This is a genomic window from Mesorhizobium sp. BH1-1-5, from assembly GCF_020165615.1.
In the GTDB taxonomy this organism is placed as follows: Bacteria; Pseudomonadota; Alphaproteobacteria; order Rhizobiales; family Rhizobiaceae; genus Mesorhizobium.
The window spans coordinates 26,877-41,028 of record NZ_JAIUIM010000017.1 but is presented as its reverse complement, the minus strand read 5'-3'; the positions used below and the strand labels follow the sequence as shown (position 1 = coordinate 41,028).

General features: G+C 64.4%; 14 protein-coding genes. 10 read left to right on the top strand and 4 right to left on the bottom strand.

Translation table 11 applies throughout. The features are described from left to right. Positions 1-15 precede the first annotated feature (15 nt). On the top strand, positions 16-546 hold the full coding sequence (locus tag LB572_RS22045) for a hypothetical protein (protein ID WP_224669190.1): 531 nt from the start codon (positions 16-18) through the stop codon (positions 544-546). Between the two features lie 196 nt (positions 547-742). On the opposite strand, the gene LB572_RS22040 is transcribed toward LB572_RS22045, so the two are convergent. Further along, positions 743-2,017, bottom strand: a complete 1,275-nt coding sequence (locus LB572_RS22040; RefSeq protein WP_224669189.1) for a ubiquinone biosynthesis hydroxylase — start codon at positions 2,015-2,017, stop codon at positions 743-745. 103 nt (positions 2,018-2,120) lie between these two features. On the opposite strand from LB572_RS22040, the gene tesB reads away from it, so the two are divergent. The 7 genes from tesB to xth all read left to right on the top strand — a co-directional run bounded on the left by tesB (position 2,121) and on the right by xth (position 10,331). Continuing rightward, positions 2,121-2,984, top strand: coding sequence for an acyl-CoA thioesterase II (tesB, locus tag LB572_RS22035; protein ID WP_140803703.1), 864 nt, complete (start codon positions 2,121-2,123; stop codon positions 2,982-2,984). Positions 2,985-3,230: 246 nt separating this feature from the next. Further along, positions 3,231-3,569 carry a P-II family nitrogen regulator gene (locus tag LB572_RS22030; protein ID WP_006327120.1) on the top strand — a complete coding sequence of 113 codons (339 nt, stop codon included), beginning with the start codon at positions 3,231-3,233 and terminating at the stop codon, positions 3,567-3,569. 94 nt (positions 3,570-3,663) lie between these two features. Further along, on the top strand, positions 3,664-4,947 hold the full coding sequence (locus LB572_RS22025) for an ammonium transporter (protein WP_281408529.1): 1,284 nt from the start codon (positions 3,664-3,666) through the stop codon (positions 4,945-4,947). A 311-nt stretch (positions 4,948-5,258) separates the two neighbouring features. Continuing rightward, a complete protein-coding gene (locus LB572_RS22020) occupies positions 5,259-5,534 on the top strand; it encodes a hypothetical protein (RefSeq protein WP_224669188.1) in 276 nt (91 codons plus the stop codon). A 211-nt stretch (positions 5,535-5,745) separates the two neighbouring features. Further along, the gene (locus LB572_RS22015; RefSeq protein WP_224669187.1) at positions 5,746-8,424 is read left to right on the top strand and encodes a DNA translocase FtsK; all 2,679 of its coding nucleotides are present in this window, start codon (positions 5,746-5,748) and stop codon (positions 8,422-8,424) included. 222 nt (positions 8,425-8,646) lie between these two features. After that, positions 8,647-9,315: an outer-membrane lipoprotein carrier protein LolA gene (locus tag LB572_RS22010; RefSeq protein WP_140803711.1), complete on the top strand. Its 669-nt coding sequence runs from the start codon at positions 8,647-8,649 to the stop codon at positions 9,313-9,315. A 209-nt stretch (positions 9,316-9,524) separates the two neighbouring features. After that, complete coding sequence (gene xth, locus LB572_RS22005) at positions 9,525-10,331, top strand: exodeoxyribonuclease III (RefSeq protein ID WP_140803713.1); 807 nt, start codon at positions 9,525-9,527, stop codon at positions 10,329-10,331. A 287-nt stretch (positions 10,332-10,618) separates the two neighbouring features. Here the strand turns inward: xth and LB572_RS22000 are convergent, their stop codons facing one another. Both LB572_RS22000 and LB572_RS21995 read right to left on the bottom strand, forming a co-directional pair. Next, the gene (locus tag LB572_RS22000; RefSeq protein ID WP_140803715.1) at positions 10,619-11,074 is read right to left on the bottom strand and encodes a Crp/Fnr family transcriptional regulator; all 456 of its coding nucleotides are present in this window, start codon (positions 11,072-11,074) and stop codon (positions 10,619-10,621) included. Between the two features lie 274 nt (positions 11,075-11,348). After that, a complete protein-coding gene (locus LB572_RS21995; RefSeq protein ID WP_140803717.1) occupies positions 11,349-12,032 on the bottom strand; it encodes a response regulator transcription factor in 684 nt (227 codons plus the stop codon). A gap of 84 nt (positions 12,033-12,116) precedes the next feature. Between LB572_RS21995 and LB572_RS21990 the strand changes: the two genes are divergently transcribed. After that, entirely contained in the window at positions 12,117-12,713 is a 597-nt protein-coding gene (locus tag LB572_RS21990; RefSeq protein WP_224669186.1) for a L,D-transpeptidase family protein, read from the top strand. 130 nt (positions 12,714-12,843) lie between these two features. Here the strand turns inward: LB572_RS21990 and LB572_RS21985 are convergent, their stop codons facing one another. Beyond that, complete coding sequence (locus LB572_RS21985; RefSeq protein WP_224669185.1) at positions 12,844-13,101, bottom strand: hypothetical protein; 258 nt, start codon at positions 13,099-13,101, stop codon at positions 12,844-12,846. Positions 13,102-13,231: 130 nt separating this feature from the next. Between LB572_RS21985 and gcvA the strand changes: the two genes are divergently transcribed. Beyond that, entirely contained in the window at positions 13,232-14,152 is a 921-nt protein-coding gene (gene gcvA / locus LB572_RS21980) for a transcriptional regulator GcvA (RefSeq protein ID WP_140803723.1), read from the top strand.

Sequence of the window (14,152 nt, the reverse complement as noted above, 5' to 3'; positions counted from 1 at the left end):
TCGGGGGAACTCGGCATGCCTTTCCTGATCGCCATCCTCGGCCTGCTCGGAGCAGCCGCCATCTGGTGGTACCGGCTGAAATATATGAGCGACGCCGCACGCGAGGTCGCCGATGTCGTCGGACGCGTCCAGGGCAATATCCGCCGCAAGAAATTGCGCAACCAGGCCGCGCTCTCGCCGCTGACCGCGATCGACGATCCGGTGGTGGCGGCGGCGACGCTGATCACCGCGATCGTTTCGGAGCACGGCCCGGTCCTGCCGCGGCGCGAGGCTGTCATCCGGGAGGTGATCGCCCAGATCGCCGAAAGCCCTAAGAAGACCGACGAGGCGGTCGTCTATGCCAAGTGGGCGGTCGCGCAGGTCGACGACACGACGATCGTCATCGACGAGCTGGCGCCTTTCCTGCGCGAGCGGCTCGATCCGCATGAGCGTGACGACCTGCTCAGGATGCTGAACCGCGTCGCGCAAGGCGGCGAGCAGAGCCTCAGGATCGCCGACCAGCGGATATTGAGGCTGCGGCAGAAGCTGGGGTTCGAGGTGAATTGAGCTGAAGCGGCGACGACCGGATCGCCTGCCTTCATGATTGGCCGAAACGCCTCTCGCCTCGTGCAGCGGTGCAGAATTCTGCTCCGCTGCACCCTACGATCAAGGTCACGGAATGGATCCTCGGGTCTGCGCGCCGCTTCGCGTCGCTCCGCCCGTGGATGACGACCTCGCGGAGGCTGCGGCAATCGCACCGAGTTCAGATCGCCTCGCCCTTCAACAGCCTTGGCGTGTCGCCGGACAGACCCGAGGCCTGGCGGATGAAGAAATCCTTGAGCCTGGGCATGCGCTCGACCAGCCCGAGACCGAGGTCGCGGGCGGCGCGCAGCGGGCCGATGTCGTTGGAGAACAGCCGGTTCAGGACGTCGGTGGTGACGCCCATCTGCAGCGTGTCGAAGCGGCGCCATTGCTGGTAGCGCTCGAGCACGTCGAGCGCGCCGATGTCCTGGCCGAGCCGGTCGGCCTCCACCACCACTTCGGCGAGCGCCGCGACATCCTTGAAACCGAGATTGAGGCCCTGGCCGGCGATCGGATGGATGCCGTGCGCGGCATCGCCGGCGAGCGCCAAGCGCGGCGCGACGAAGGCGCGGGCCAGCGTCAGCCCGAGCGGCCAGGCGCGCGGCTTGTCGGCGACGCTTATTTCGCCGAGCTTCAGGCCGAAGCGCTGCTCCAGATCGTGCTCGAAGACGAAATCGTCGCCCTCGACCAACGCCTTGGCATCTTCGGTGCGCTCCACCCAGACGATCGACGAGCGGTTGGTCCCGTCCTTGTCCGGCTTCAGCGGCAGCGTCGCGAACGGACCCGCGGGGAGGAAATGCTCCTCGGCTCGGCCATTGTGCGGGCGCTCATGCGCCACCGTGCAGACGATGCCGGATTGGCCATATTCCCATTTCACCGTCTTGATGCCGGCCATGTCGCGCAGTTTCGAATTGACGCCGTCGGCGGCGACCAGCAGCCGCGCCTTCAGCGTCGCGCCGTCGGCCAGGTGCACGGTGACGCCGGCGCCACTCGCGTCGAAGGCGCTGACCGCCATGCCTTCGATGATATCGATGCCGAGTTTTGCGGCGCGGCGGCGCAGCGCGCCGTTCAAGTCGCGGTTGGCGACCATGTGGGCGAAAGGCTCGCCGGGCGCCACCTCGCCGTCGAAGGTCAGGAACACCGGGCGCACCGGGTCGGCGGCGCGCGAGTCGGTGATGATCATTTCGGTGATCGCCTGCGCTTCCGGCGCGATCTCCTCCCAGACGCCGAGCTGTTCCAGCATGCGGCTGGCGGCGGCCGCGATGGCCGAGGCGCGGCCGTCGCGCTGCCAGACGCCGGCGGGCGCCGCGTCGACGACGGCGATGGCGAGGCCCGGCCGCGCCTGCTTCAGCGACACGGCCGCGGTGAGGCCGACATAGCCGGCGCCGGCGATGAGCACGTCGAGAGCCTCGCGCGTCCCATTGGCCTCTGCTCCGTCCCGCTTGCGGTCGACCATGGCATCATCCTTTCACGGCTTCGGCCGGCCGCCGTTTGCGGCCTTGACTGCCTGTGCGTCCTGTCCGAAACCGGCCATGGCACATCCTCGAAGGATTTCAGACATGACAGCGGCCATGGACGAGCTTCTCGACATTCTCGACCTCGAGCAGATCGAACACAATCTGTATCGTGGTCGCAGCCCCAAGGTCGACTGGCAGCGCGTCTTCGGCGGCCAGACCATCGCCCAGGCGCTGGTCGCCGCGCAGCGCACCGTGGAGCCGGAACGCCACGTGCATTCGCTGCATGGCTATTTCATGCGGCCCGGCGACACCAAGCTGCCGATCGTCTACGAGGTCGACCGCATCCGCGACGGCGGCTCCTTCACCACGCGCCGGGTGGTGGCGATCCAGCACGGCCAGGCGATCTTCTCGCTGGAGGCTTCGTTCCAGCAGGACGAGGTCGGGCTGGAGCACCAGATGCCGATGCCACGCGACGTGCCGGGGCCCGATACGCTGCTGACCCAGCCCGAACTGCTCGGCAAGTTCGGCGAGGCGGTGCCTGAAGGCATCAGGCGCTACTGGGAGCGCGACCGGCCGATCGAGATGAAGCCGGTGATGCTGAAACACTATACCAGCCGCGAGAAGCTCGATCCGCAGCAGAACATCTGGATCCGCACCACCGGTCCGGTGCCGGAAAACCGCGCGATCCAGGCGGCCGTGCTGGCCTACCTCTCCGACATGACGCTGCTCGACACCTCGACCTTCGCGCATGGCCGCGCCATCTTCGACCGCGACATCCAGGCCGCCAGCCTCGACCACGCCATGTGGTTCCACCGCAGCCATTCGCTGGACGACTGGATCCTCTACAACCAGGACAGCCCGTCGACGCAAGGGTCGCGCGGTTTCACCCGCGGTTCGCTGTTCGCGCGTGACGGCACGCTCATCGCCTCGGTCGCCCAGGAAGGCCTCATTCGGCTGAAACGCTGAGCCGGCCCAGGCGACTGCCTGCAAAACGCGCTTTTTTGATTTTCTGCCCATTTTATAAGCAATGATGCTGGATCGTCGGTGCGCGAATGATGTGCACCGGCCGCCCATTCCATTTGTTTACAACGGGTTAACACCCGGTTCCGGCAACTGGCACGGAGCTTGAATCCTGTCGGGCACTCTCCGGCTCCTCAGGATCGGTGAAGGTGTGCAAACGCGGGGGACCGCAACAGCAAAGGGTGAAACCTTATGAAAATCGTGATGGCAATCATCAAGCCGTTCAAGCTCGACGAGGTGCGCGAAGCGCTCACCGCCGTCGGCATCCAGGGCCTGACCGTCACCGAAGTCAAAGGCTACGGGCGTCAGAAGGGGCATACGGAAATCTATCGTGGCGCGGAATATGCGGTCAGCTTCCTGCCCAAGATCAAGATCGAGGTCGCCGTCGGCGCCGACATGGTCGACAAGGCCGTCGAAGCCATCACCGCGGCCGCCAAGACCGGCCAGATCGGCGACGGCAAGATCTTCGTCTTCGGCATCGACCAGGCAGTGCGCATCCGCACCGGCGAAACAGACACCGACGCGCTCTAAGCGGCGACCATCCATTCCAACGGAGAGTTCAATGAATATTCCTTCCACCTTGAAGACGACGGGACGCGCGGCCGCTTCGCTCGCGCTCGTGGCCATGAGCACCGTCGCCGCCATCGCGCAGGAAGCCGCCCCGGCAGCCACCGCCGCGGCGCCTGCCGCGCCGGCGCCGGCGCTCGACACCGGCAACACCGCCTGGATGCTGACCTCGACGGCGCTGGTGCTGATGATGACCATTCCGGGCCTGGCGCTGTTCTACGGCGGCATGGTGCGCAAGAAGAACGTGCTCGCCACCATCATGCAGAGCTTCGCCATCACCTGCCTGGTGACGGTGCTGTGGTTCATGTTCGGCTATTCGCTCGCCTTCTCCGACGGCGGCGCCACGAACAGCTATATCGGCGGCTTCTCGAAATTCTTCCATCACGGCATCACCGTCTCGACGCTATGGGCGCCGGGCGTGGCGAACATCCCTGAATTCGTCTTCTCGATGTTCCAGATGACCTTCGCCATCATCACGCCGGCGCTGATCGCCGGCGCCTTCGCCGAGCGCATGAAGTTCTCGGCGCTCTTGATCTTCATGGGCCTGTGGCTGGTCTTCGTCTACGCGCCGATCGCCCACTGGGTGTGGGGTGGCGGCTTCCTCGGTTCGGCCGGCGTGCTCGACTTCGCCGGCGGCACGGTCGTCCATATCAACGCCGGTGTCGCGGGCCTGGTCTGCGCGCTGGTGCTCGGCAAGCGCGAGGGCTACGGCACCACCAACATGGCGCCGCATAACCTCGTCTATTCGGTGATCGGCGCCTCGCTGCTGTGGGTCGGCTGGTTCGGCTTCAACGCCGGCTCGGAACTGGCGGCCGACGGCCTTGCGGGCGCGGCGATGATGAACACGCAGGTCGCCACCGCCGCCGCGGCGCTGGCCTGGATGTTCGCCGAATGGATCGTCGCCAAGAAGCCTTCGGTTCTCGGCATCATCTCGGGCGCCGTCGCCGGCCTCGTCGCGGTGACGCCGGCTTCGGGCTTCGTCAACCCGACCGGCGCCTTCATCGTCGGCATACTGGCCGGCGTCATCTGCTACCTGTCGGCGGTCAAGCTCAAGCATGCGTTCGGTTATGACGACTCGCTCGATGCTTTCGGCGTGCACGGCGTCGGCGGCATCGTCGGCGCGCTGCTCACCGGCGCGCTGGCGGATCCGGCGATCAACGCGCTCGGCAAGGACGCCTCGGTCGGCAAGCAGCTCTACGGCATCGCCTTCACCATCCTGTGGACGGCGATCGCCACCTTCGTGATCCTCTACATCGTCAAGGCTCTGGTCGGCCTGCGTCCGTCCACGCAGGAAGAGGTCGAAGGCCTCGACGTCACCCAGCACGGCGAAGTCGTGCCGTAAGGCCGGCTCTGCTCTCTGCTTCGGCGCAGTTCCGGACGGGAAACCGTTGGAATTGCCCCGAGGGCCGGCGGATCCTCCTCCCGCCGGCCCGGAATTCCTCCCAAGATCCCGTCGTGACGCCCCCAAAAGGGGCTCACGCCTTGAGGCCCGGAAGGTTCTTCCGGGCCTCCTTTTTGCTCGGCGCCTGCCTGGCGAAGTCTCGATCACATTCACTTGATCGCGCTTCAGTGAAACATCGACCTTCCAGGTTCCGTACTGGGATAGCGAGCGCCATCAAGGCGTCCGCCAAACAAGAGGGAAGGAACCACCTGATGAACATCAAGAACATCTTCCTGGGAGCAATGGCTCTTTCGATGATCAGCGGCGTTGCACTTGCCGGTGCTCTCGACGAGCCGGCCAACATGGCCCCGTTCTTCACCGACTCCAGCATGAAGACCATGAAGCCCGAGGCCGACTTCAAAGCAGCCTGGGCGGCGATGCCCAAGGACAAGCAGGACATGATGATGAAGGAATGCCAGGACGCGGCGATGAGCAAGCCTCACGCCGAGTTCTGCGGCAATCTGGTGACCTACGCCGGCAACAGGTGATCCCGCGGAAGGTCGGGTCCGGAAGGGCCCGATCGTTTTGGCGTTTTCAACGCACAGGGTGGCGGGCCGCGAGGCCTGCCATCTTTGTTCGAGCCGAAGCCCGGTAAAGAGCCATGGTTAATGCGGCCTTAACCTTCCCCCCGATAGTCTGACGTTCGAATCTGCCGGAATGCGCCATGCGCCCGGCCAGGCAACGATCACGGGGAAGAGCATGCGTTCAGGCGCCTCAGCACCGCTCGCGCTGACCGATACGGGGCACGGCATCCAGGCATTCGCGCGGCGTCAGGTCGGGCGGCTGGTCGGCGCCGGGCTGTTCCTGTTCACCGCCTTCGGCATCGCGGCTTTGGCCACATGGAACGTCGCCGACCCGAGCTTCTCGCATGCCACCAGCAACGTCGTCACCAACGCCATGGGCTATGCCGGCGCGGTCTTCTCCGACCTTGCGATGCAGTTCTTCGGCCTTGCCGCCGTCGCTGGCCTTGTCCCGGCGGTGATCTGGGGCTTCCTTCTGTTTTCGGCGCGCGGCGTCGACAAGTTGCCGAAGCGCGGCTTCGGCTGGTTCGGCTTTGCGCTTTTGGCCGCCGCCATCGCCGGCTGCGTGACGCCGCCCAACACCTGGCCGCTGCCGACCGGGCTCGGCGGTGTCTTCGGCGACATGGTGCTGAAGATTCCGGGCATCGCCGTCGGCGGTTATCCGAAAGGCCTTTTCGCGACGATCATAGCAGTCATCCTTGCCGCTCCCGCCTTGTGGCTGTTTGCCTATGGTTCGGCGCTGATTGCCCGCAAGAACGGCTTTGCCGTCATGGAGCGCACCGCCGCGCCCGATCCGCGCGAGCAGGACGAGATGCTGTTCGACGAGGATGAGGACGAGGGCGACGAAGGGATACTCGCGCTCGGCGCCGTCACCCATTGGTGGCTGTCGTTCCGCGCCTACCTGCATCGCCGCGCCGAGCGCCGCAGGCGGGAGCGCGACGAGTTCGAACCGCCGATGGAGCCCAAGGCCAGCGCCTGGCGGCGCGCCGCCGAGCGGGTCGAGTCGGCCGAGTTCGCCGAGTCCCGCATGAGCCCTGGCGGCCGCGCCCGCGTCGAGCCGGAATTCTTCGCCGCCATGGTCAACGACCGCAGCGTCTCGGTCGACCCGGCCGACCAGGATATCTTCGACGAGGAGGATGAGGACGAAGACGTCGACCTCGACGACTTCGACGACGAGGCGCCCGCGCAGCGGCGGGGCGCAGGCGCCAGGGTGCAGAATTTCCGCTCCGATGCCGCGACCCGCGTCGCCGCGCCGGCAGCACGCCCGGTGCCAGGGTCACGCGTCCAGCGCGAGGCGCAGACCTCGCTGATCGGCTCGGACACGTTCGAAATGCCGTCGCTGCATTTTCTCTCCGAGCCGAAGAACATCGCCAAGGATGCGAGCCTTTCGAAGGACGCGCTGGAGCAGAATGCGCGCCTGCTCGAAGGCGTGCTGGAGGATTTCGGCGTCAAGGGCGAGATCATCCATGTCCGCCCCGGTCCGGTCGTCACGCTCTACGAGCTGGAGCCGGCGCCCGGCATCAAATCCTCGCGCGTCATCGGCCTTTCCGACGACATCGCCCGCTCGATGAGCGCGATCGCGTGCCGCGTCGCCGTCGTGCCTGGCCGCAACGCCATCGGCATCGAATTGCCCAACACCAAGCGCGAGACCGTCTATCTGCGCGAGATCATGGCCAGCCGCGACTTCGAGACGACCAAGATGAAGCTGGCGCTGGCGCTCGGCAAAAGCATCAATGGCGAGGCGGTCATCGTCGACATCGCCAAGATGCCGCACGTGCTGGTCGCCGGCACCACCGGCTCGGGCAAGTCGGTCGCCATCAACACCATGATCCTGTCGCTGCTCTACCGGCTGACGCCGCAGGAATGCCGGCTGATCATGATCGATCCGAAGATGCTCGAACTTTCGGTCTATGACGGCATCCCGCATCTTTTGACGCCGGTCGTCACCGATCCGAAGAAGGCGGTCGTCGCGCTGAAATGGACCGTGCGCGAGATGGAGGACCGCTACCGCAAGATGTCCAAGGTCGGCGTGCGCAACATCGACGGCTTCAACGCTCGCGTGCAACAGGCCGAGAAGAAGGGCGAAAAGATCTCGCGCACGGTGCAGACCGGCTTCGACCGCCAGACCGGCGAGGCGATCTACGAGACCGAGGATCTCGAACTCGAGCCGATGCCCTATATCGTGGTCATCATCGACGAGATGGCCGACCTGATGATGGTGGCCGGCAAGGACATCGAAGGCGCGGTGCAGCGCCTGGCGCAGATGGCGCGCGCCGCCGGCATCCACGTCATCATGGCGACGCAGCGTCCGTCCGTCGACGTCATCACTGGCACCATCAAGGCCAATTTCCCGACCCGCATCTCCTTCCAGGTGACGTCCAAGATCGACAGCCGCACCATCCTCGGCGAGCAGGGCGCCGAGCAGCTGCTCGGCATGGGCGACATGCTCTACATGGCCGGCGGCGGCCGCATCCAGCGCGTCCACGGCCCGTTCGTGTCGGATGACGAGGTCGAGAAGGTCGTCGGGCACCTGAAGCTGCAGGGCGTGCCGGAATATCTCGACGCCATCACCGAGGACGACGAGGAAGACGACGAGGACGGCCCGTCGGGCAAGGGTGGTTCCGGCGGCGGTGGCGGCGGCAATTTCGAGGATTCCGACGATCCTTACGACCAGGCGGTGGCGGTGGTGCTGCGCGACGGCAAGGCCTCGACCAGCTACATCCAGCGCCGGCTCGGCATCGGCTACAACCGCGCCGCCTCGATCATCGAGAAGATGGAGAAGGAAGGCATTGTCGGCCCGGCCAACCATGCCGGCAAACGCGAGATACTGGTGCCGACCGAAGAGGACAAATTCTAGGGTTTGTCGATATTCAGGTGAGGCCGGCCTGACCTGAATCCGACAACCCCTGGCCCGGCGAGACGCCAGCCCGGGCCGGCAAGCAACCGGAATTCGTCTGGCGCGTTTCATGCGACGGGCTCACGCCCGCGCTTGCGCGACGGGCCTGTCGCGCACCGCCAAACTTAGGCCCTAGTGGGAGTCCAGAAACTGCGGCGACACGAATCACAGAAAGTGACCGGCATGAAGACCCAGACAGAATTCGCCATCACCCGCCGCCAGCTCCTCGGCCTCGGCCTGATGCTTGGCGGAGCCGCCGCTCTCAACCTCGTGCCGGGTTATCAGCTCGTGGCCGCCGCGCAGGCCGCGGTGCCGTCGGCGGCGCAGAAGATCGCCGACCACTTCTCCTCGGTGAGGTCGATGAGCGGCGAGTTCGTCCAGTTCGGCCCGAAAGGCGAGCAGACCGGCGGCAAGTTCTTCCTCGAGCGCCCGGGCAAGATCCGCTTCAACTATGACGGATCCTCGAACTTCCGCGTCATCTCCGACGGCAAGTCGGTGGTGATCCTCAACAAGAAGCTCAACACCTCCGACCTCTACCCGCTGTCGAAGACGCCGCTGAAGCTGCTGCTCGACGACCGCATCGACCTCTCCGGCGGGCGCGTCAAGGCGGTCAAGGAAGAGGACGACCTCACCACCATCAAGCTGTCCGACAAGTCGGTCTTCGGCAATGCGATGATCACCATGATGTTCGACCCGAAGACCTATGACCTGCGCCAGTGGACGATCACCGATGCTCAAGGCAAGGACACCACGGTGATGATCTTCAATACCAAGGAAGGCGTCAGCTTCCCGCCGGATACGTTTGCCATCGACTATACGGCGAACAGAGAGCTGAATACCAAGACGCGGTAAATTCAGGTGAGGCCGGTCTGCAAATGCCGGCCTCCTGCGCTTCCGGTGCTCACGTACTTTAAGTACGCTCCGCTTCGGTTCTCGGAGATTTTCGACTCGGCCTGACCTGAATTAGGTCCCCCGGTCAAGCGATTGCAGCCGCAAAGGTTGGCTTGTCTTTCCCGCGAGCGGCTGGCACTAGATCGACGATCTCTTGCCGGACTCGCCACATGCCCTTCACCATCGCCACCTGGAACATCAACTCCGTGCGCCTGCGCATGCCGATCGTCGAGCGGCTTTTGAAAGAGCACGCCCCCGACGTGCTGTGCCTGCAGGAAACCAAGGTTCCCGACGAGCTCTTTCCGGAAAAAGCCTTCCGCAAGGCGGGCTACGAGCACATCCTGTTCCACGGCCAGAAGGGCTATCACGGCGTCGCCACCGTCGCCCGCCGCCCGATCGAGCTGGTCGAGAAGCGGCGGTTCTGCGAGATCGACGACAGCCGGCATCTGTCGGTCAAGGTGCAGGCGGGCGGCAAGTCGGTGCTGGTGCATAATTTCTACGTGCCGGCCGGCGGCGACGAGCCGGACCCGGAGATCAACCGCAAATTCCGGCACAAGCTCGATTTCGTCCAGGAGATGAACGGCATGCCGGCGGGCGGGGACGAATCGTCCGCATCGATCCTGGTCGGCGATCTGAACATCGCGCCGCAGGAGCACGACGTCTGGTCGCACAAGCAATTGCTCAACGTCGTCAGCCACACACCGGTCGAGACGACAAATTTCGAGGCGATGCGCAAGGCCGGCGGCTGGGTCGACCTGATGCGGCTCGACGTGCCCGCCGAGCAGAAACTCTACACCTGGTGGAGCTATCGCGCGAAGGACTGGGAAGCCTCCAACCGCGGCCGCCGCCTCGACCATGTCTGGTCGTCCGCCAACCTGGTGCCGAGCTTCAAGGGCTACGAGATACTGCAGGCGGCGCGCGGCTGGGAGAAGCCGTCCGACCATGTGCCGGTGATAGCCAGGTTTGACTTGGACTGACGCGTTGCGGGAGAGGGCGGCGCTGGCGTTCGGTCGTCATCCACGGGCGGAGCAAGGAGCGAAGCGACGCGCGCAGACCCGAGGATCCATTCCGTTACCTGCGTCGAAGGATGCAACGATGCAGAACAGAGGTAATTCTCTCCCCACATCGATGTTCGCCTGGAAACCCATTTTGCAACGCGGCAACGCGTCAACGTCACGGAATGGATTCTAGGGTCTACGCGCGTCGCTTCGCTCCTTGCTTCGCCCTAAAATGAGGAAGCCAGCGTGGGGCGGCCTTTCAGGCATCACCCCGAAAAGCGCGGCGCCAGTTCCTCGATGCGGGCGATCATCTGCTGGAATTCCTCCAGGATGCGCTCATGCAACAGCACCGCGATCTCCGGATATTCTTCCAGGATTCGGTGGAACATCTTGCGGCTCAATCGGATCACTTCAGAATCGACCGTAGCCGACGCGCTGGTCAGCCGGTTGGTGTCGGCTATCAGCGCCAGTTCGCTCAGCATGGTGCCCGGACCTGCAGTGCCGATCGGGACGCGTTCACCTCCTAGCTCCCGATAGAGCGTGATCAGGCCGCTAACCACGATGTAGGCAGAGTCGGCGACGTCGTCCTCGCGGTAGAGCTTATGGTCGGCCTGCAGGAAAGTTGTCTCGGCGCCGAAGGCGAGCAGACGCAGCTGTTCCTGCGTGAAGCCCTGGAAAAGCTTTACGCTGGACAGGATGTGGATGTCGTCATCCAACGCCATCCTAGCTGTGTCCCCGAGCGGTCAGTCCAGTCCCTCCTTTGGAGCGGCGCGCCCTAAAGGACGCGCGAGAAACGCTCCAGCACTTCCTGCCTGCACTCCGTGCGAGGCATCCATCGAGCCGATCCATCACCCTCCAGCACCAGGATCGTACCCGAAGCGGTCCCGCCCGACCGCTTCGTCTCTTTTGGCGCAATTCCGGACGGAAGGCTACGGCGAAGCCACCGGGCTCAACCGCCTCACGCTTTTCCTGCAATTGCTCTAGATCATGAAATGTTTAAGGAACCAGCTTGTAGCCGCCGCTTTCTGTCACAAGAATTTCGGCATTGGAAGGATCGCGCTCGATCTTCTGGCGCAACCGGTAGACATGGGTCTCCAGCGTGTGCGTGGTGACGCCGGAATTGTAGCCCCATACCTCTTCCAAAAGCACGTCGCGCGTCACCACCTTCTGGTCGGCGCGGTAGAGATACTTGATGATCGAGGCTTCCTTCTCGGTCAGCCGCACCTTGGCGCCGCGCGGATCGATCAGCAGCTTCTGGCTGGGCTTGAACGTATAGGGGCCGACCGAGAAGGTCGCATCCTCGCTCTGCTCGTGCTGGCGAAGCTGGGCGCGGATGCGGGCGAGCAGCACCGCGAAGCGGAAAGGCTTGGTCACGTAATCGTTAGCGCCAGCCTCGAGACCCAGAATCGTGTCGGAATCGGTGTCATGGCCGGTCAGCATGATGATCGGCGCCTTGTAGCCGCCCTTGCGCAGAATCTTCACCGCCTCGCGGCCATCCATGTCGGGCAGGCCGACATCCATGATGAGCAGATCGACGACGCCGCCGCGCGCCGCGGCAACGCCTTTTGCGGCGCTCGATTCCTGCTGGACATCGAATTCTTCGTAGAGCGCCAACTGCTCAACCAGGGTGGCGCGCAGGTCGTCGTCGTCATCGACGATCAGGATGGTGCGTGATGTCATGGATCAATCCGTTGTTTTAAAAAGAATATTCAGTTGACCTCCCCCCATTTATGCGGAAGCTCACCGGCGCAACAGCCGATCACAGTGATTTGTTCCGTGAGACAATCATACAAGAAAAAACGCGCGCGCAATGAGGCGGGCGCATTTTTGCCGAAAGCCTTGCGTGTTTTGGTCGTGCGCGCACGGCCGGGCAACCCCGCGCAGGGGTTCCTGCAGGCCGGCAAAACGGTGTTTCCCTGCGCCCTGGGGCGCGGCGGCATCACCGCCAACAAGCATGAAGGGGACGGCGCGACGCCGCTGGCGTCGATGCGCATCCTGTCAGGCTATTTTCGGGGCGATCATTTCGCGGGCGGGCGCAGGACGAGGCTGCCGATGGTGCCGATCGGTCCGGATCTCGGCTGGTGCGAGGTGCCGGACGACCGCAACTACAATCGGCCGGTGAAGATCCCCTATGGCGCGAGCCATGAGCGGATGAAGCGCGACGACCGGCTCTACGACGTCTGCCTGGTGCTCGACTGGAACATCGCGCCGCGCCGGCGCGGGCGCGGCAGCGCGATCTTCTTCCATCTTTCACGGCCGGGCTTCACCCCGACCCAGGGCTGCGTGGCGGTGACGGCGCGGACCATGGCGAGGCTGCTTCCGTTGCTGTCGGACAGGACGGTGGTGAGGGTGGTGAGGTAGGGGCTATCGATATTCAGGTGAGGCCGACCTGCAAACGATGGCTTCCTGCGCTTCCAGTGCTCACGTACCTCAAGTACGCTCCGCTCCGGTTCTCGGAAGCCATCGTTTTCGACTCGGCCTGACCTGAATCTCAATAGCCCCTCGGCCGCCGCCAACCTGTCCCCAGCAGTCCGATCTCGCGAAGCTCTCGATCCATCGCCTTCGAGATGTTCCCGTGCTCGGCGCCGATGTCGCGCAGCTGGCTGTCGGAGAGGTCTTCGACCGATTCGTGCGGCAGCCGGGCGGCGACCCGGGCTTGGCGCAGCCAATCGCGTGCTGAACTCAGCCAAAGGGCGAGGCCGGAAGGGGATTCCAGGGGGGTGCAGGACTTCAGGGCGATCTCAGACATGGCTCTATCGTGTTTCTCCGGATATCAAATCCGGTTTGATGGTGTTTCGATGGAGTCATAATGCTGGATTGAAAAACAAACGAGAAACGAGTAGTTCTTTTCTGATCATCAAGTTTTATTTGGAGATCGCATGTCCAAGCTGCTGCCGGGAACGCGGGCGCTGCGGACGTTCGAAGCGGCCGCCAGGCATCTCAACTTCACCCGCGCCGCCGACGAGCTCGGCCTGACGCCGGCGGCGGTCAGCCATCAGATCAAGGAAATCGAGGACCAGCTCGATCTGGTGCTGTTCACGCGCACCAGCCGCACCATCCGGTTGACCGAGGCAGGCAACGTGCTGCACGACGCGTCGATCGATGCGCTCGACCTTTTGAACCGCGCCGTCAGCCGCGCCCGCAAGATGACGCGCGGGACCTCTTTGCTGAAAGTGACGCTCGACGCCCAGTTCGCGACGAAGTGGCTGATGCGGCGCGTCGACGATTTCCGCCAGCAGAAGCCCGGCATCGAGCTGCGTTTCGATATCACCTACGATGTCAGGGATTTCGACCGGGACGATGTCGATATCGGCATCCGCTTCGGCGCCGGCAAATATCCGGGGCTTTGCGCGCACAGGCTGTTCGAGAACATCATCATCCCGGTGTGCAGCCCGGCGCTGCTGGCGGCGGGTCCGCCGCTGAAGGAACCGCGCGACCTGTTCAACCACACGCTTGCGCATATCGAATGGTCGCGGCAGGGCGTGACCTGGCCGAACTGGAGCATGTGGATGCACGCGGCCGGCGTCGACGATTTCGACGACAGCCGCACGCTGGTCTTCGGTTCGTCGACCGATGCCACCCAGGCGGCGCTCGACGGCAATGCCGTGGCGCTCGCCGACTTCGCCATGGTTGCCAATGATCTTTCGCAAGGGCGCCTGGTGCGGCCCTTCGAGCTCGGCATCAAGGTCGCGCCGGAATTCGCCTATTTCCTGGTCTATCCCGAGGCCGCGAAGGACGACGCGCGCGTCGTCGCCTTCCGCGATTGGCTTACCGAGGAGGCGGCGAAGACGCCTACCTGA